Source organism: Ferrimonas balearica DSM 9799 (genome assembly GCF_000148645.1).
GTDB lineage: Bacteria > Pseudomonadota > Gammaproteobacteria > Enterobacterales > Shewanellaceae > Ferrimonas > Ferrimonas balearica.
Window position 1 is genome coordinate 750,823 of sequence record NC_014541.1, and the last position, 16,797, is coordinate 767,619.

A 16,797-nucleotide genomic window follows, 5' to 3' on the forward strand; every position below is an offset into this window, starting at 1 on the left:
CTCGCTGTTCGGTATCTGTCGCTCGAATCCCCGGGCGCCATCGTGGCGCTGTTGGGGCAGAGGGGGGCGATGATGATGAGGGCTATCCGTTAAGTTCGTCACTTACATGTAAGCGATCCAAGAAAAATCCTTCAAAAATAATGGCTTGATTAAAATCTGCGACAATCCGTCGCACCTGAACAAAGCAAAAGGCTTTTAGTATCAGCTCCGTTTTTTCACGGATTTTGGATACGGCTTTATGCAACTACAACGGACGTTCGCGCCCCTTTTCACCCCCTCAGTGCTCGCTCGGGCATTGTCCTGCCTGTTGGCTGCGGCGCCAGCTCTGGTCTATGCCGATGACGCCACCGAAACCCTGGTGGTGGTGGGCAGTCGCCAGGCGGCGGCAATCAGCGATGTTAGCGGCAGTGTGGCCGCCATCGACAGTGACACGTTGCGCCGCCAGATGGCGAGAAACCTGCAGGACGCCATCACGTTCGAGCCGGGCGTTGAAATGTCGGGCATTGGCAAGTTTGGTCTGGGGGCGTTCAATATCCGCGGCATGACCGATGACCGCGTCAAAGTCCTGATTGACGGCATTGAGCAGCCCATCTTCTTCAATGCCGGTAAAAACGGTAACTCACCCCACATTGATGTGATCAACGAGTACGGCACCGGCATCGAGATCGATACCCTGACCGCCATCGAGATCAACAAGAACGCCGCCTCGAGCCTCTTCGGCAGCGATGCCATCGGGGGGGCCGTGATGCTGCGCACCAAGCGGCCGGACGACCTGCTGCTTGGGCAACGCTCGGCGCTGGGGGTGATTCTTGGTTATAACGGCGCGAACCGGGAGTTTAAGTCGACGGTGGAGTCGGCGCATGACTTTGGCGCTTGGCAGGGGCTGGCGATATACACCTACCGGGATGGCCATGAAACCGAAACCCACGATGACGGGGCCGATGTGATTGGGGTTACCCGTGGGCAGGCGGACCCCGCCGCCTTCCGCAGCCATAACCTGCTGCTCAAAAGCGTCAGCCAGTTGAACAGCGACCATGAGTTATCGCTGACCGCGGAGCTGTATCAGCGTGATTACGACACCGACCTGCTGTCGATGGAGGGGTATGAGATCCCCAGTCGACGGCCCGGCGCCCTGCCCACCATCTACACCGATAACCGCATGGAGCAGCAACAACGGCGACTGCGCCTGACCGCAGAGCATCGCTGGCATGCGGACCTCGATTGGTTCGATCAAAGTCTTCTGCAACTGAGCTGGCAACAGGCTCAAAGTGACAATGACAACTACCGAACCAAGAACATCGATTGTCTCGAAGGCTGTGTGCTGGTCAGGAACCGTGAGGACAGCAACCTGCAGCTGCATAGTCAGTTTGATAAAGAGATTCTTTGGTCCAGCCTGGCTCAGCGACTCAGTTACGGGGTGTCGGTGATCCGCAGCGAGTTCGACTCCTTCTATGAGGACATTGAGCTGGCTACGGGGGAGCACCAGAGCAGCACCACCACCATGCCCAAAGCCCATGCCTGGCGCACGGGTCTCTTTGCCAAGCAGCAGCTGGAGTTGGACAACCTGCCCCTGCAGTGGGACATGGGGTTGCGTTACGACCACTACGAAGCCCGCCCCGACAGTGACCTGCCGGAGCACAACAGCGACGCGCTGACCTTCAATCTGGGGGCGCTGTACCGAATGACCGCACAATGGTCAGGCTACGTTACGGTGAACACCGGGTACCGTGCCCCGTCGCTGTACGACCTTTACTACCGTCTGGACCTGCCCCACGTCACCGTGGCCCCGAACCCGGATCTGGAGGCGGAACACAGCATCAACTACGAGCTGGGTCTGCGCTGGATTGGCGATAACGCCACGCTGGAATGGGCCACCTACCTCAACGACTATCGCGACTTTATCGAGGTGGCGATCATTGAGCACGGCTACCCGGAGATCCGTCAGGCCGTTAACGTCGGCGAAGTGCGCATCTACGGCAGCGAACTGAAAGCCAACTGGCAACCGGCAGCACTGCCGGGCGTCTCCCTGCAAGGTGGGTTGGCCTGGTCGGAGGGTGAGAACCGACTCACAGGAGAGTCACTGGATACGGTGGCGCCCGTTAATGCCAGCCTGATGCTCGCCTACGATGCCCCCGGCGAGGCCTGGGGAGTGGCGCTGCAGAACAAGTATTCGGCGGAGAAATCCGGCAGCGACTGGGGCACCGAAGGCAATCTTACGGCCCCCTCCTATTTCGTGATGAACCTCACCAGTTACTGGCAGGCACGGTCTGACCTGCGGTTAAGTTTTGGCATCCACAACCTGACCGACGAGCAGTACTGGCTCTATGGCAACCTGACGGGACGCATTGAAGACCCCCAGCAGAACATCGATCGTTTCAGCCAGAGCGGGCGTTACGTCAGCGCCCAACTGCAGTACCAGCTCTGAGGTGGCCATGGCAAACCGAGAAGCAAAGGCACCGGCGCAGCCACGTCGCTGGATAGCGCCACTGCAATGGACGGTCGTGACGCTGTTCCTGATGTTGCTGGTGTTGGGGTGGGGCTGGCCGGAGCAGGCCGACGGCGTGGTTCGCGCAGCGTTTTGGGGGCTGTTCTGGCCCCTGCTCACTGTGCTCACCCTGGTGTTGTTTGGTCCTCTGTTTTGTGGGGTTTGTCCGTTGGGCACGCTGGGCCGCTGGGTGAGCCGTCGGGGCCGGCAGGCGCGCTTGCCGAGGAGGTGGCTGTGGGCAGGCACCAGCCTGTTGACCCTGTTGCTGAGCTATTGGCTGGTGGACAGCATCACCGGGGGCTATGGGCGGTTGCCGCTGGTCGCTACGCTGGTGTTCTTTACTGGTTACCTGTTGGTCTGTCTGGCGCTCTCCTGGGCCTATCGGGATGCCCCGTTCTGCCGCAGCGTTTGCCCCTTCGCGCTGCTGGCCAAAACCATGGGGCGGCTGGCACCGCTTCGGCCTTACCGAAGTGCGGCCCGGTGCGGTGACTGCTGCCATACCCGCTGCCTGAAAGCCTGTCCCTCCTGTCTGACTGTCCCCACCGATCGGGAGCGACTGCGCCACAACGACTGTAACCTGTGTCTGGCCTGCGTCAGTGCCTGCCGTGAGGTCAAACTGGCGCCCCGCTGGCCACGCACTCTGAAGGGGGCGGCGCGTCTCCAGGCGGTGGTCAATATGACGCCGGTGCAAGGGTGGGGCATCGTGTTGCTGTCCGCCTTAGTGGTGGTGGGCTCGCAGCTGGAACACCGCTGGGATCGAAGCGTTCTGCATCCACTGCTGCCCTGGAACCGACTGGCCGAGTGGAGCGGAGGGGGCGCATCAGTATGGCTGATGCTGTTTACTCTCGGACTGACTCTGGCCTGGACCGGTCTGGCACTGTGGGGCGTGCAGCGGGCCAGTGGTCATCCCTGGCGCCAGCTTGGGCCCGCGATGGCGGCGACGGGATTGCCTCTGCTGCTTTGCCTGTTGCTCTCCCACGGACTGGTCGCATTTATCCTGCGCGGCGCACCGCAACTGTGGGCGGGGGTGACGGAACTGATGCCGGGCCAATGGGCACCGTGGCCCTGGACGCCATCCCGGGGCTCCCCGTGGATGGTGGGTTTGGCGTCGCTGGTTTGGCTAGGCGTGGGCTGGAGCACGTTGTTGGCCTGGCGCCTGGCCGGTACCCTGATCCGGGGGGAGGCGTTCCGATGGCAGCAAGTGAGTTTGTGGCTGGGGCTGAATGCCATGGTCTGGCTCTTTCTGCTGCTGCGGATGGTCGGCGTAGCGTTGCCGGCGGCGGGTCAGGCCGCGTGCCACTGAGCCAAGAGAAAGGGCCGGTATCTGCCGGCCCTTTTCTGTCAGTGCAGCAGACGTGCCCGGATGGTGCCGGGGATGTTTTTCATCTGCTCCAGCGCCTGGTCGGCCTGGTTGGTGTCCACATCCATCACCACGTAACCGATCTCGGGGGTGGTTTGCAGGTACTGGGCGGAGATGTTGATCCCCTTCTCGGCAAACGCTTGGTTAATCTGGATAAGGATGCCGGGCTGGTTGCGGTGCACGTGCAGCAGGCGTGAGGTGCCGGAGTGGCCGGGCAGGGACACTTCCGGGAAGTTCACCGCCGACAGGGTGGAGCCGTTGTCGGAGTATTTCACCAGCTTGGAGGCCACTTCGAGGCCGATGTTGGCCTGGGCCTCCTGAGTGGAGCCCCCCACGTGCGGAGTCAGGATGACGTTGTCGAACTCGGTCAGCGGGCTGACAAAGGGATCGTCATTGGATTTGGGTTCCACCGGGAATACGTCGATGGCGGCGCCGGCAAGATGGCCGCTGCGCAGGCTGTGGCACAGGGCATCAATCTCCACCACGGTACCGCGGGAGGCGTTGATCAGGATGCTGCCAGGCTTCATGGCGGCCAGCTCGCGCTCACTCATCAGGTTCTTGGTGGCAACGGTTTCCGGCACATGCAGGCTGACCACATCGGCCTCATTCAGCAGCGCGGTCAGGCTGCCCACCTGGTAGGCGTTGCCCAGCGGCAGCTTGTTCTCAATGTCGTAGAACTTCACCCGCATCCCCAGCCCTTCGGCCAGCACACCCAGTTGGGTGCCAATATGGCCGTAGCCGATGATGCCCAGTACTTTGCCCCGGGCTTCGTAGCTGTTGGAGGCGGATTTCAGCCAGGTGCCACGGTGAGCCAGAGCGTTTTTCTCCGGAATGCCGCGCAGCAGCAGCAGGATTTCGCCCAGCACCAGTTCGGCCACCGAGCGGGTGTTGGAGAACGGCGCGTTAAAGACCGGAATGCCCGCCAGTTCGGCGGTACTGAGGCTGACCTGATTGGTGCCGATGCAGAAGCAGCCGATGGCCACTAGCTTTTCGGCGGCATTCAGTACGGTTTCGCTCAACTGGGTACGGGAACGGATGCCAACAAAGTGAACATCGCGGATCTTTTCGATCAGCTCGGCTTCGGACAGCGAACCTTTCAGCGACTCCACCTGGGTGTAGCCGGCCTCGGCAAACACTTTCTCCGCCTGCGGGTGTACCCCCTCAAGCAACAATACCTTGAGCTTGTTCTTATCGAATGACAGCTGATCCATGACTTCCCTAACGCGTCCTGAAAAATGGGGAAAACAGCATACCAAATGCCCTGCATAAGTGGCGAAAAAGCCTGCAGGGCGGAAGCATCAAGTCATTGGTTCTGTTAATAAGCCAGGCTGCGCCAGAACAGACCGAAGGCGGCGTCCTGGTAGCTGGGGTTGTCGGCCTTGTCCGGCTCGGCGATGAAAAAGGCCGCCGCACTCATAAACTGGCTGTGGCACTGCTCCAGTGCCAGATCGGCCGGGATCGGGCGCAGCACCCCCTCGGCCTGACCCCGCTGCAGCAGGGCCGGGATAAAGGGCAGCAGTTCACTCATGGTCTGGTGGCGCAGAGCGCGATCCTCCATGCCCTGCAGTCCCGCCAACTGGAGAAACTGCAGGGCCCGGGGCTGAGCCTGGGCCCAGGCCAGCCCCCGTTGCCAGTACTGCTGGGCCTGGTGTTCCAGCGGGCCTTGCGGTGGCGCCGCGGCCATGGCGTCGGCCAGTTGCTGTTTGACCCGGCGGTAGAGCGCCGCCACCAACTCCGCTTTGCTGGGGAAGTGGTGGAACAGCGTGCCGGTGGCCACCCCCGCCACCTTGGCGATCTGGGCGGTGGCGGTGGCGGCGATGCCCTGTTCCACAAACAGGGTCAGCGCGGTGTCGAGGATCTGCTCGCGTTTGCTCATATTACTTACGCAGGAAGAAGCCGAGCATCAGCTTATGGATGGCGTTGCCGTAGGGCGGGTGGACAAACTTGGCGCTGTTGAATTTGCCCCGCTTCAGCACGGTCTTCGCTTTGCTGAAGGTGAGGAACCCTTCATGGCCGTGGTAGTGGCCCATGCCGGAGGGACCAATACCGCCAAAGGGCGCATCCTCGGCGGCCACATGCAGCACCGTGTCGTTAATGCTGACGCCACCGGCGTGGGTCTGCTCCAGCACCCGCTGCTGCAGGGCTTCGTCAAAGCTCATCAGGTAGAGCGCCAGCGGACGGGGCCGATCCTGGATGTAGTCCAGAGCCTCGTCGATGCTGTCATAGGGCACCAGCGGCAGCAGCGGGCCAAAGATCTCCTCCTGCATCACCCGCATTTCGTCGGTGACGCCGGTCAGCATCACGGTGGCCAGGCGGTGGCCGTCGTCGTCACGGTAGGACTCGGTGGCGGGCAGGGCCTGGGCGCCCTTGGCCACGGCATCGTCGAGGGTCTCCACCAGACGCTGGTACTGACGGGCGTTGACCACCGAGGTGTAATCCTGGCTGGCCAGGCCCTTGGGATAGAAGCGGGCGAAACGGGTGCAGTAGGCGCTGACAAACTCGTCCACTTTGGCCCGGGGCAGCAGCACGTAATCCGGAGAGGTGCAGATCTGGCCAGCGTTGAGGCATTTGCCCCAGATCATCCGCTCCACCGCAGTGTCGATCGCCATATCCGGGCCGATGATGGTGGGGGATTTACCGCCCAGCTCCAGAGTCACCGGGGTGAGGTTGTCAGCGGCAGCGCGCATGACGTGCTTACCGACGGCGGTGGAACCGGTAAACAGCAGGTGGTCGAACGGCAGGGCACTGAAGGCCGCGGCGGCATCCGCTTCCCCTTCCACCACGGCGACTTCGTCTTCATCAAACGCGTCCGCCAGCAGGGCACGGATCGCCTTATTGGTGGCCGGGGTAAATTCGGACAGTTTGATCATCGCCCGGTTGCCGGCGGCCAGCACGGTGATCAGCGGGCCGATGGAGAGCATCACCGGGAAGTTCCAGGGCACCAGGATGCCAACCACGCCCAGCGGCTGGTAGTGCACGGTCACGCTGGCAGGGCTGAGCAGCAGTCCGGGGCTGCGCTTGGAGGGCTTCATCCAGCCGCCCAGGCGCTTCAGTGTGTAATCGATGTTGCCGACGCAGGGCATGATGTCGGACAGCAGGGTGTCGTACTGGGCACGGTGGCCAAAATCCTGGCTGAGGGCATCGCAGAGGGCGTCTTTGTGGTTCAGCAGGGCGGCCTTAAGCAGTTCCAGCTTGGCTTTGCGCTGCTCCAGCGAGGGCATGGGTTCAGCCCGATAGGCTTCGCGCTGGCGGGTCAGCAGGGCCTTCATCTGGCCGGGATGGAAGTGCAGGGCGTCCTCCTGGACGGCGGAATCGGTGACGTGGGTCTGCTCGCTCACGGAAGCTCCTTGTGCTCAAATAATACTCGACTGATTGGTCGGTCTAAAGGTAGCGAACAAAAAACGGCACCGCAAGGTGCCGTTGATATTTTGCTCAGGAGCCGTTCAGCAACGACTCAATGGCCCCGGTGATCTCCGGATCGCTCGGGTCGGTTTTCGGGGACCAGTAGTCCACCAGTTTGCCGTCCTGATCCACCAGGTATTTGTAGAAATTCCACTTCGGTGCGCCGCCCTGGCGGGCCAGTTCGGCAAAGATGGGGTCGGCGTCGGAGCCACGAACCGCTGCCGGGGTCAGCATGGTGAAGCTGACGCCGTAGTTGCGGTAACAGACTTCGGCGGTTTCCGCTTCGTCATCCGCTTCCTGGAAGAAGTCGTCAGAGGGCATACCAATCACCACCAGGCCATCCGCACCGTACTGTTGGTGCAGGGCCTCAAGCTCTTTGAACTGGGGGGTGAAGCCACAGTGGCTGGCGGTATTGACCAGCAGTACCGCCTTGTTGGCGGTCAGTTCGCACAGGTTCACACTCTCTTTGGAGTGCAGGCGGCGCTTTTCGGTGTCGAGCCAGGCCGGACACTGGGCAGCAGAGACGCTGGCACTGGCCAGCAGCAGGAGAGGGAGTAGCGGTTTCATGGTGAGGCTCCTTGCCAATCGTCGATTCCGTTACAACGTGCCCGGCGCTGAACACGATCACCGCCGGGCCACTGATCCGCTTAAGCGGTGATGGTTTTGACCCCTTCGGCGGTGCCCAGCAGCAGCACATCGGCGCCGCGCATGGCGAACAGACCGTTGGTGACCACACCCACCAGGTTGTTCAGCTCCGCTTCCAGTTTCTTCGGCTCGGTGATGCGCCAGCTGTGCACGTCCAGGATCTGGCAACCGTTGTCGGTGATGCAGCCTTCACGGTACACCGGGTCACCCCCCAGCTTAACGATGGCGCGGGCCACCGCAGAGCGGGCCATCGGGATCACTTCCACCGGCAGCGGGAACTCACCCAGGGTATTAACCAGCTTGCTCTCGTCGGCGATGCAGATGAACTTCTGCGCCACCGAGGCCACGATCTTTTCGCGGGTCAGGGCGGCGCCGCCCCCTTTGATCATCGCCATCTGGTGATCGATCTCATCCGCGCCATCCACGTAGATGGACAGGTCGCTGACGCTGTTCATGTCGAACACCTCGATGCCCAGCGCTTTGAGGCGCTCGGTAGAGGCTTCAGAGCTGGAAACGGCACCGCGGATCTGGTCGCGGATGGTGCCCAGGGCGTCGATAAAGTGGTTTACGGTACTGCCGGTGCCAACACCGACAATGCTGTCGCGTTCTACGTAGTCCAGCGCAGCCAGGGCCGCGGCTTTTTTCAGAGCGTCTTGAGACATGAGGGTTCTCCAGAGGGCGTTTTTTTGCCGCGATTATAGAAGGGTTGGGCGGCGCTGTCGCCACCGCTGCGAGCGGACACAAAAAAGCCAAGGCCGAAGCCTTGGCAAAAAACAACAAGAACAGGGAGGGGAGCGTGTTTATGACGCTTTGGCTTCAATCACCTTCGGCGCGCTGTCGCCGATGCTGATCTTGCGCGGCTTGAGGGCTTCCGGGATCTCGCGCTCCAGCTCAACGTGGAGCAGACCGTTTTGCAGGTCAGCGCCCACCACTTTGACGTGGTCGGCCAGTCGGAAGCGGCGCTTAAAGTTGCGCTCGGCAATGCCCTGATGCAGGAATTGGCGCGGGGCATCGCCCTTGGCCTTGGTGCCTTCGATGCGCAGGGTGTCACCCTCCACTTCAATGTCCAGCTCATCTTGGCTGAAACCGGCTACGGCCATGGTGATTCGGTATTTGTCCTGTTCCACCAGTTCGATGTTATAGGGAGGGAAGCCTCCTTGTTCGGCACGCATCGCTTCGTCCATCACCTTGGCGAAACGGTCAAAACCGATGGCGGATTTGTACAGGGGGGTCAGATCGATAGTACGCATTATGTGTGTCCTCTATTGAGCAACAAAATTGAGAATTACGGGCCTCCATTGAGCACCCGTGCCAGAGATCTGGGGCCGGCAAAATCGGTTTCAAGGGGCACAGGCAAAAAAATGCATGGGCGGATCCGCGTAAGGGAAGGTAAAGAGGGGGCCGCTCGGTTTTACAATGGCCGGGGGGCTTGTTAGCGTGTCGACACAAAAAAGTGATCATGGACAACAATAGGGATAAACCCATGACCCAAACCTCCTCCTCTACGGAACCTTCACCGTCAGGTGTTCTCGGCTTTATCGAACGGATTGGTAAAGCCATTCCCGACCCCGTCATCATCTTTATGAGCCTGCTGGCACTGAGCTTTGTGCTGACCGCTTTTATTGGCGGGCTCACCTTTGAAACCCCGGGCACCGATGGGGGGGCGGTGGTGCACACCATCAAGGACATGACCGACGCTGAGCATGTGCGCTGGATGTTCGACAATGCCCTGCTGAAAAACTGGCTGGGCTTTGGTGGCGGCGTACTGGGGGTGATCCTGATTGTGATGCTGGGGGTTGGGGTGGCTGAGCATTCCGGCCTGCTGACCGCGGTGATCAAGAAACTCGGCACCCGTTTGAGTGATCGTTTCCTGGCCCCGGCGGTGGTGTTCCTCGGCATCATGAGCTCCATCGCCACCGACGCCGGCTATCTGGTGCTGGTGCCGCTGGCGGGCCTGCTTTACGCCGGTTTGGGCAAGAACCCGTTGATCGGTATGGCGGCCGCGTTCGCCGGGGTGTCGGCGGGGTTCAGTGCCAACCTGATCCCCGCCACGCCGGTGGATGTGATCATCGGCCTGAACGCCCAGGTGTTTGCCGAATCCCAGGGGGTGCCATTTGAGACTGCCGATGGGCGCACCCTGACCCCGGCCACCATGCACTACTACTTTATCTTCGTCTCCACCTTTGCCCTGGCGGGCCTGGGGGCGTGGGTGACCCAACGCTTTGTGGCGCCGCGGCTGGAAAAGATGGATTACCAGCTGCCGGAGGGGATGGACCTGTCCGATTTCTCCGTGACCCCGGCCGAATCCCGTGGCCTGAAGGCCGCCTTCTGGGGCCTGCTGGTGGCGCTGGGACTGGTGGCGGCACTGGCGCTGGGTCCGTTGGCGCCCTACGTCGACGAGAGTGGCCGTACCGTCACCCCCTACCTCAATAACGTCATCCTGCTGATTGCACTGGTGTTTACCGTGGTTGGTGTGGCCTTTGGCACCGCCACCGGCCAGTTCCGGTCGCTTAAGGATGTGGTGCAGGCGATGGTGAAGCAGATGAACACCATGGGCTACATCCTGGTGCTGACCTTCTTCTGCTACAACTTCCTCGGTTTGCTGGGTTACTCCGGGCTGGGCACCTACGTCACCTACCTCGGGGCCAGTTTCCTCGAAGCGCTGGGGCTGCAGGAGTTTCCGATCCTGCTGATCATCGGCTTTATCTTCACCACCGCTCTGATCAACCTGTTTGTGGGCGGCCTGACCTCCAAGTGGATGCTGCTGGGGCCGATCTTTGTGCCGATGCTGTATCAGGTGAATCCGCAGATGACGCCGGATCTGGTGGCGGCGGCTTACCGGGTGGCGGATTCCTCCACCAACATCATCACCCCGATGATGAGCTACGCCGGGGTGATTCTGGCCTTTATGCGCAAGTACAAGCCGGACCTCAGCTTTGGCGACATGATCGCCATGATGGTGCCTTACTCCGTGGTGTTCCTGATCGCCTGGACTGGCCTGCTGGTGGGCTTCTTCGCCTTGGGCATCCCGCTCGGGTTCTGAGTCTGGATAGCGGTTCTTTTCCGGAATAACGGGGCGGCCAAAGGGCCGCCTTTTTTTCGCCCTGAGCAAAAATATGTGCCTGAGTAACTGTTCTGAAAGCAAAAAACAGAAGGGTTCGAGTCGAAGGCGGAAATTTGGGTGCCCGGTCGCACTTTTTCCGCACCGGCCTAGGCAAACTGGCGTTCAGTTACGAAAATGCTAATAACGAGTTTCAGATACCCGCAGTCGCGGACGAGGAGACGGGATGGAGATGGCAACGGTTTGGGAGTGGGTAGGGTACGCGGCATCCATTGTGGTGGCCTACTCCCTGATGATGTCCGACATCAAGAAACTGCGTTGGTGGAACCTGGTGGGCGCGGCGCTGTTTGTCGCTTATGGCCTGGCCATCAGTGCCTACCCGGTTGCGCTGGTAAACGGCTTTATTGTGTTCATTGATGCTTACTATCTGGTGAAGATCTACCAGCACGAAGCCAGTCAGGTCTAGGCGCAATGCATCAGGCGTCGTGAACAAAGGCGCCGTGACGGAGGAAGTGGTTGGTCTGGCGCGCCACCGGTTCTGACAGCAGCATGCTGGTGTGCGTCACCGGCAGCACCACATGATCGCTCATCCCTTCGATACGGGTTTCCGGCAGCAGCACGGTGCCATCGTGTTCGGTATCGGGGGGCATGCCCCCCAGCAGCTGGCCAAAACCAAAGCCGGCATTGCCGGCCAGGCTGCCCAGCCGCGCCGGGTTTTCCCAGCGGCGGGGGCCATCGGAGAACAGACCGTTGTGACCGGCGTTGCCGATCACTCCGGCGATGTGCCAGCGGGCCAGGCGATCCGCCAGTAGGGCGCCCTGCAGCGGGCTGCCCAGTGTGACCACCCGGCTGCCTTGCGGCAGGGCGCGGCTCTGGGCGTAGCGGTGGAGCAATACGCCGCCAAGGCTATGGCCAACCAGATAGGCCGGACCCTCGGGCCGGGCCTGGTCGAGACGGTGGAACAGGGCCTCGGTATCGATGCTGACGCTGTTGTAGCTGAGGCACTCGGTCTGCCAGCCGAGCCGGTTCAGGCGCCGGGCCAGCGGCCACATCACCAGCTCGTGCATGTACAACCCATGCAGCAGAATCACCTTATCCGCCATAACCCCTCCGTTCGACCGTCCGCCTGAGCCTACCAGTGGGCAGGCCAAATCGTCCATGACTTTGCGTGACTTACACGCTGAACAGGGTCACCAGACCAAAGGCCGCGAACAGTGCGGCACTGCCGCGATGGATCCAGGCCATCGGCAGCTTGTCTGCGGACAGCTTACCCGCCAGTACCACCGGCACATTGGCCAGCAGCATGCCGATGGTGGTACCGGTGATCACCATCCACATGGCATCGTACTTGGCGGCCAGCAAGACCGTGGCGATCTGGGTTTTGTCGCCGATCTCGGCCAGGAAGAACAGGATGAAGGTGGCTACAAAGGGGCCAAAGCGGTAGAGCGGACTCTCCTCGGCTTCCACTTTATCGGGGATCAGCATCCAGGCGGCCATGGCCAGGAACGAACCGGCCAGCAGGTAACGGCCGAGATCGCCATTAAGCCACTCGCCCAGCCAGGCGCCAAAGTAGGCCGCGGCGGCGTGATTCAGCAGGGTGGCGGCAAGAATGCCCAGGCAGATCACCAGCGGTTTATGGAACCGGGTGGCCAGGATAAAGGCCAGCAGCTGGGTTTTGTCGCCAATTTCGGCGATCGCCACCGCCAGGGTGGAGGAGAACAGAGCTTCCATTTTTCAGAGTCGGACGGGGCGGCATGACCAATTCAACGGCACAATGACACGCGCCGCCCCGAACGTCTGTTGGGCGGGCCATTGTGCCGCGAGTCTTGCCAAGTCCGGAGGCGGGCAGGGGAGAACCCTGGGCCGGGACCGCGACCACCATGCTCTGCGGAGCAATTATGTTGATGGCCGCCAACGTGAAAGGAGAGGCTACTCCCCCGAGGCGGCGCCATTATAGACAGGCTGGTGTTGGCGGAGCAACCGTTTCAGAAATTGTGAAGTGGGATGAAAAAGTGTGAGCGAAAGCACTTGCGGCGGGGAGGCACCTTGGCATAGCCTGAGTGGGCATTTTACGAGAGATGATTCATGCACCACCAAGCGTATTATTACGCTCGATTTTGCCAGCCCTGATGGCATCGTCGAGTGTGAGTTAACCCCCACAGCCACGACGCCATTAGGGCTAATTGAAACCGACCGACGGTCGGGGATCAATTGGCAAGACGGTGTGGTGGCGGACGCGCAACCTTCTCTCCCCTTCTCCCCAATATTCCCTGCCCTGACGTCAGACGTTTACCCATAACGAACGACGACAATATGACACGCAGTAAATTGATTGGTGCCACCCTCATTGTGGCGGGAACTTCTATTGGGGCAGGCATGCTGGCCCTGCCCATCTCCACCGCCGCCATTGGCTTCTGGCCCGCACTGGCCCTGATGACCGCCGTTTGGGCGCTGTCCGGCTACTGCGCCCTGCTGGTGATGGAAGTGAATCTGAAAGTGGGTTCGGACGTGAACCTGCACGGCATGACCGGCCAGGTGCTGGGGCCAATGGCCCAGGGCATCGGTGCCTTTGCCATGCTGGCCCTGTTGTACGCCCTGACGGCGGCCTACCTGACCGGTGGCGCTTCGCTCCTCAGCCTGAAACTGGCTCCCTGGCTCACTCTGCCTCCGGCGGTGGCCACCGCCATCTTTACCGTGCTGGTGGGGGGCGTAGTGCTGTTGGGCATGGCGTCAGTAGACCGGCTGGTGCGGGTGCTGTTCGGCCTGAAAATGGTCGCGCTGGTGGCCGTACTGCTGACCCTGCTGCCCCAGGCCGAGGGCGCCAACCTGATGGTGAACCTGGCCAAAGCCGCTCAGGATGGCGGTGTTTGGGTGGCAGCGCTTCCGGTGATGATCACCTCGTTCGGTTTCCACGTCTGCATCCCGCCGCTGGTGCGCTACCTCGATGGCGACGTGAAAACCCTGCGCACCGCGCTGCTGGTGGGGTCCGCCCTGCCGCTGGCCTGCTACAGCCTGTGGCTGCTGGCCGCTTTGGGCCCGCTGAGCCCCTCCGAGCAAAGTGCGCTGGGTCAGGGCGATGCGCTGGCTGGCCTGGTTAAGGCGCTAAGCCCGGAGTCCGGCTGGCTGGGCCAGGTGCTGACCGCCTTTGCTGACCTCGCTCTGCTGACCTCCTTCCTCGGCGTCACCCTGAGCCTGTTCGACTACCTGGCGGAGCTGTGCCGTCGCGACCGCACCGTATCCGGCCGCGGCCAGACCTGGCTGCTGACCTTCCTGCCACCGCTGGCTCTGGCCATCTACCTGCCGGAGGGGTTTGTCGCGGTGTTGGGGTTTGCTGCACTGCCGCTGGTGGTGCTGATGGTGCTGCTGCCGGTGGCCATGGCCCATCGTCTGCGCGGCCAGAGTGAGGGGTACCAGGTGGCCGGTGGTCGTCCGGCGCTGGCGTTGGCGCTGGTGGGTGGACTGACCGTTATGGGCGCCCAGCTGGCCACAGCAATGTAATCAGATGTGTCTGGCTGGTTAACCACATATTGATCTTCGTGTTACTCTCGCGGGCGCGACGGGTGTCGTGCCCGCAAGGAACTCGGAGATCATAATGAAAAAATGGATGAGTACATTGGCTCTGCTGTTGCCGCTGGGCGCCAGTGCCAATGAGGGGATGTGGCAGCCCCATCAACTGCCGGCATTGGCGGACGAACTGAAGGCGTTGGGCCTGGAGATGGACGCCAACAGCATGACCGACCTGACCGCTTTCCCGATGAATGCGGTGATCAACTTCGGTGGCTGTACCGCGTCATTTGTGTCGCCCAAAGGCCTGCTGGTGACCAACCACCACTGTGGTTACGGCGCCATTCAGTACCACTCCACCGAGGAAGACAACATCCTCGAAACCGGTTTCCTGGCCAAGACCCTGGCCGATGAGAAGCTGCCGGTTCCCGGCTACAAAATCTGGATCACCGAGTCCATTACCCCGGTCACTGACCAGGTGGTGGGCGCGGTGGACCCGGCCCTCACCGGCGCCGCTTACGCTGAAGCCATTGATGGCCGCACCAAAGCCCTGGTGGCCGAGTGTGAAGCCGAGCCCAATACCCGCTGCGACGTCTACAACTTCCATCACGGTGCCCAGTACTTCCTGATCAAGGAGCTGGAGATCAAGGATGTGCGTCTGAGCTACACCCCGGCCCTGAGCGTGGGCAAGTACGGCGGTGACATCGACAACTGGATGTGGCCGCGCCACACCGGTGACTTTGCCTTCTTCCGCGCCTATGTGGGCCCGGACGGCAAGCCGGCCGAGTACAGCGAAGACAACGTCCCTTACACCCCGAAGCGTTTCCTCAAGGTGTCCGCTGCCGGCCTCAGTGATGGCGATTTCGTGATGGTGGCAGGCTACCCGGGCCGCACCAACCGTTACCGCACCGCCGAAGAGGTGCAGACCTACTTCGAGACCGTCTACCCCCAGGCCAAGGTGCTGCGCGAAGAGCTGATCGATCTGATCAAAACCCACTCTGAGCCGGGTTCCAACGCCCGCATCAAGTACGAAGGCACTCTTGCCGGTCTGGCCAACTACGCCAAAAACTACCAGAGCATGATCGAAGGCTACGCCAAAACCGGCATGCTGGCGGCCAAGCAGCAGGAGCAGGATGCCCTGTTGGCCTGGATCCGTGGTGAAGGGGATCGCGCTGCCAAATATGGTGACGTGATGAACCAGCTCGACCGACTGGTGGCCGAAGAGTGGGCCCACGCTGAGAAGGACCTGATCCTCGGTTACCTGCGCTACAACCAGATGACCAATGTGGCCCAGCGTCTCTACCGCCTGGCCAACGAGAAGCAGAAGCCGGATCTCGAGCGTGAGTCCGGCTATCAGGAGCGCGACTGGGATGGCATTAAGGCCGGACTGGAGCGGATGGATCGTCGCTTCGACGCCGAAGTGGATAAGATGATCCTGCACCACCTGCTGCTGCGTTACGCGGCACTGCCGGCCTCCGAGCGTGAGCCGGTGCTGGACCGCGTATTTGGCCTCGGTGCCGAGGTGGATGCCGACAAGCTGAAAACCAAGCTGGACAGCATGTACGCCACCACCGAACTGACCGATGCTGAGGCTCGTCTGGCCTGGTTCGACAAAGCGCCGGAGGCGTTTGAGCAGAGCAACGATCCCTTTATCCGTTTTGCCGTGGCCAACTATGACACCGTGATGGCGAACGAGAAGAAGGAGAAGGATCTGGCAGGGCAGCTGATGAAGGTGCGTCCGGATTACATGGCGGCCATCATCGCCTTTAACCAGTCTCAGGGTCACCCGGTGTACGCGGATGCCAACTCCAGCCTGCGTCTGACCTACGGCACCGTGGGCGGCTACAGCCCGCAGGATGGTCTGGTGGCCACGCCGTTCACCACCATGGAAGGGCTGGCCAAGAAAGCCACCGGCGTGGTGCCCTTTGATGCCCCGACCAAACAGCTGGAGCTGATTGCCGAAGGCCGCTTTGGTGAGTTTGCGGACAAGGCGGTGGGTTCGGTACCGGTGAACTTCCTCTCCAACCTCGACACCACCGGCGGTAACTCTGGCTCCCCGACCCTGAATGGTCGTGCGGAACTGGTGGGCCTGCTGTTTGATGGCGTATACGAGAGCATCACCGGTGACTGGGCCTACAACCCGGAACTGAATCGTTCCATTCACGTCGACAGCCGTTACATGCTGTGGGTGATGAAGTACCTCGACGGTGCTGAAAACCTGCTGGATGAGATGGAGATCGTCGACTGAATCCCGTCGGGATTCGGCGCTGGCTGAATAAAGAAGCGGCAGTCGGGAGGCTGTCGCTTGCATTCGCTACCAGCAGTTGCATAAAGTAAACG

The 16,797-nt window shown here is 61.4% G+C and carries 14 protein-coding genes and 1 riboswitch; of the genes, 6 read left to right on the forward strand and 8 right to left on the reverse strand.

Going from position 1 to position 16,797, the window contains the following annotated elements; all coding sequences use genetic code 11:
* Positions 1-238 precede the first annotated feature (238 nt).
* Together FBAL_RS03535 and FBAL_RS03540 are read left to right on the forward strand one after the other, a co-directional pair.
* Entirely contained in the window at positions 239-2,425 is a 2,187-nt protein-coding gene (locus FBAL_RS03535) for a TonB-dependent hemoglobin/transferrin/lactoferrin family receptor (RefSeq protein ID WP_013344203.1), read from the forward strand.
* 7 nt (positions 2,426-2,432) lie between these two features.
* Positions 2,433-3,788 carry a 4Fe-4S binding protein gene (locus FBAL_RS03540; protein ID WP_013344204.1) on the forward strand — a complete coding sequence of 452 codons (1,356 nt, stop codon included), beginning with the start codon at positions 2,433-2,435 and terminating at the stop codon, positions 3,786-3,788.
* Between the two features lie 38 nt (positions 3,789-3,826).
* Here FBAL_RS03540 and serA read toward each other — a convergent pair whose 3' ends face one another.
* The 6 genes from serA to FBAL_RS03570 form a co-directional block, all read right to left on the reverse strand.
* Positions 3,827-5,056 carry a phosphoglycerate dehydrogenase gene (gene serA, locus FBAL_RS03545; RefSeq protein ID WP_013344205.1) on the reverse strand — a complete coding sequence of 410 codons (1,230 nt, stop codon included), beginning with the start codon at positions 5,054-5,056 and terminating at the stop codon, positions 3,827-3,829.
* A 104-nt stretch (positions 5,057-5,160) separates the two neighbouring features.
* Positions 5,161-5,721, reverse strand: coding sequence for a TetR/AcrR family transcriptional regulator (locus FBAL_RS03550; RefSeq protein ID WP_013344206.1), 561 nt, complete (start codon positions 5,719-5,721; stop codon positions 5,161-5,163).
* Position 5,722: 1 nt separating this feature from the next.
* The gene (locus tag FBAL_RS03555; RefSeq protein WP_049779627.1) at positions 5,723-7,114 is read right to left on the reverse strand and encodes a coniferyl aldehyde dehydrogenase; all 1,392 of its coding nucleotides are present in this window, start codon (positions 7,112-7,114) and stop codon (positions 5,723-5,725) included.
* 163 nt (positions 7,115-7,277) lie between these two features.
* A complete protein-coding gene (locus tag FBAL_RS03560; RefSeq protein ID WP_013344208.1) occupies positions 7,278-7,814 on the reverse strand; it encodes a glutathione peroxidase in 537 nt (178 codons plus the stop codon).
* Between the two features lie 80 nt (positions 7,815-7,894).
* Positions 7,895-8,554, reverse strand: coding sequence for a ribose-5-phosphate isomerase RpiA (gene rpiA / locus FBAL_RS03565; protein ID WP_013344209.1), 660 nt, complete (start codon positions 8,552-8,554; stop codon positions 7,895-7,897).
* A 138-nt stretch (positions 8,555-8,692) separates the two neighbouring features.
* Entirely contained in the window at positions 8,693-9,142 is a 450-nt protein-coding gene (locus FBAL_RS03570) for an Hsp20 family protein (protein WP_013344210.1), read from the reverse strand.
* 233 nt (positions 9,143-9,375) lie between these two features.
* Between FBAL_RS03570 and FBAL_RS03575 the strand changes: the two genes are divergently transcribed.
* Positions 9,376-10,935 (forward strand): AbgT family transporter, encoded by a 1,560-nt coding sequence (locus tag FBAL_RS03575; RefSeq protein ID WP_013344211.1) that lies wholly within the window; start codon positions 9,376-9,378, stop codon positions 10,933-10,935.
* 244 nt (positions 10,936-11,179) lie between these two features.
* Entirely contained in the window at positions 11,180-11,419 is a 240-nt protein-coding gene (locus FBAL_RS03580) for a YgjV family protein (RefSeq protein WP_013344212.1), read from the forward strand.
* A gap of 10 nt (positions 11,420-11,429) precedes the next feature.
* On the opposite strand, the gene FBAL_RS03585 is transcribed toward FBAL_RS03580, so the two are convergent.
* The gene (locus FBAL_RS03585) at positions 11,430-12,056 is read right to left on the reverse strand and encodes an esterase/lipase family protein (RefSeq protein WP_013344213.1); all 627 of its coding nucleotides are present in this window, start codon (positions 12,054-12,056) and stop codon (positions 11,430-11,432) included.
* A 70-nt stretch (positions 12,057-12,126) separates the two neighbouring features.
* Positions 12,127-12,684 carry a TMEM165/GDT1 family protein gene (locus FBAL_RS03590; protein ID WP_013344214.1) on the reverse strand — a complete coding sequence of 186 codons (558 nt, stop codon included), beginning with the start codon at positions 12,682-12,684 and terminating at the stop codon, positions 12,127-12,129.
* A gap of 100 nt (positions 12,685-12,784) precedes the next feature.
* Positions 12,785-12,896: riboswitch (yybP-ykoY riboswitch) on the reverse strand.
* A gap of 370 nt (positions 12,897-13,266) precedes the next feature.
* On the opposite strand from FBAL_RS03590, the gene FBAL_RS03595 reads away from it, so the two are divergent.
* Together FBAL_RS03595 and FBAL_RS03600 are read left to right on the forward strand one after the other, a co-directional pair.
* Positions 13,267-14,451, forward strand: a complete 1,185-nt coding sequence (locus tag FBAL_RS03595) for an aromatic amino acid transport family protein (protein ID WP_013344215.1) — start codon at positions 13,267-13,269, stop codon at positions 14,449-14,451.
* Positions 14,452-14,545: 94 nt separating this feature from the next.
* Positions 14,546-16,705, forward strand: coding sequence for a S46 family peptidase (locus FBAL_RS03600; protein ID WP_013344216.1), 2,160 nt, complete (start codon positions 14,546-14,548; stop codon positions 16,703-16,705).
* The last annotated feature ends 92 nt before the right edge of the window (positions 16,706-16,797 follow it).

Coding starts and splice junctions, on each gene's coding strand:
- FBAL_RS03535 (WP_013344203.1), top strand. CDS start 239: ATGCAACTACAACGGACGTTCGCGCCCCTTTTCACCCCCTCAGTGCTC.
- FBAL_RS03540 (WP_013344204.1), top strand. CDS start 2,433: ATGGCAAACCGAGAAGCAAAGGCACCGGCGCAGCCACGTCGCTGGATA.
- serA (WP_013344205.1), bottom strand. CDS start 5,056: ATGGATCAGCTGTCATTCGATAAGAACAAGCTCAAGGTATTGTTGCTT.
- FBAL_RS03550 (WP_013344206.1), bottom strand. CDS start 5,721: ATGAGCAAACGCGAGCAGATCCTCGACACCGCGCTGACCCTGTTTGTG.
- FBAL_RS03555 (WP_049779627.1), bottom strand. CDS start 7,114: ATGAAGGCCCTGCTGACCCGCCAGCGCGAAGCCTATCGGGCTGAACCC.
- FBAL_RS03560 (WP_013344208.1), bottom strand. CDS start 7,814: ATGAAACCGCTACTCCCTCTCCTGCTGCTGGCCAGTGCCAGCGTCTCT.
- rpiA (WP_013344209.1), bottom strand. CDS start 8,554: ATGTCTCAAGACGCTCTGAAAAAAGCCGCGGCCCTGGCTGCGCTGGAC.
- FBAL_RS03570 (WP_013344210.1), bottom strand. CDS start 9,142: ATGCGTACTATCGATCTGACCCCCCTGTACAAATCCGCCATCGGTTTT.
- FBAL_RS03575 (WP_013344211.1), top strand. CDS start 9,376: ATGACCCAAACCTCCTCCTCTACGGAACCTTCACCGTCAGGTGTTCTC.
- FBAL_RS03580 (WP_013344212.1), top strand. CDS start 11,180: ATGGAGATGGCAACGGTTTGGGAGTGGGTAGGGTACGCGGCATCCATT.
- FBAL_RS03585 (WP_013344213.1), bottom strand. CDS start 12,056: ATGGCGGATAAGGTGATTCTGCTGCATGGGTTGTACATGCACGAGCTG.
- FBAL_RS03590 (WP_013344214.1), bottom strand. CDS start 12,684: ATGGAAGCTCTGTTCTCCTCCACCCTGGCGGTGGCGATCGCCGAAATT.
- FBAL_RS03595 (WP_013344215.1), top strand. CDS start 13,267: ATGACACGCAGTAAATTGATTGGTGCCACCCTCATTGTGGCGGGAACT.
- FBAL_RS03600 (WP_013344216.1), top strand. CDS start 14,546: ATGAAAAAATGGATGAGTACATTGGCTCTGCTGTTGCCGCTGGGCGCC.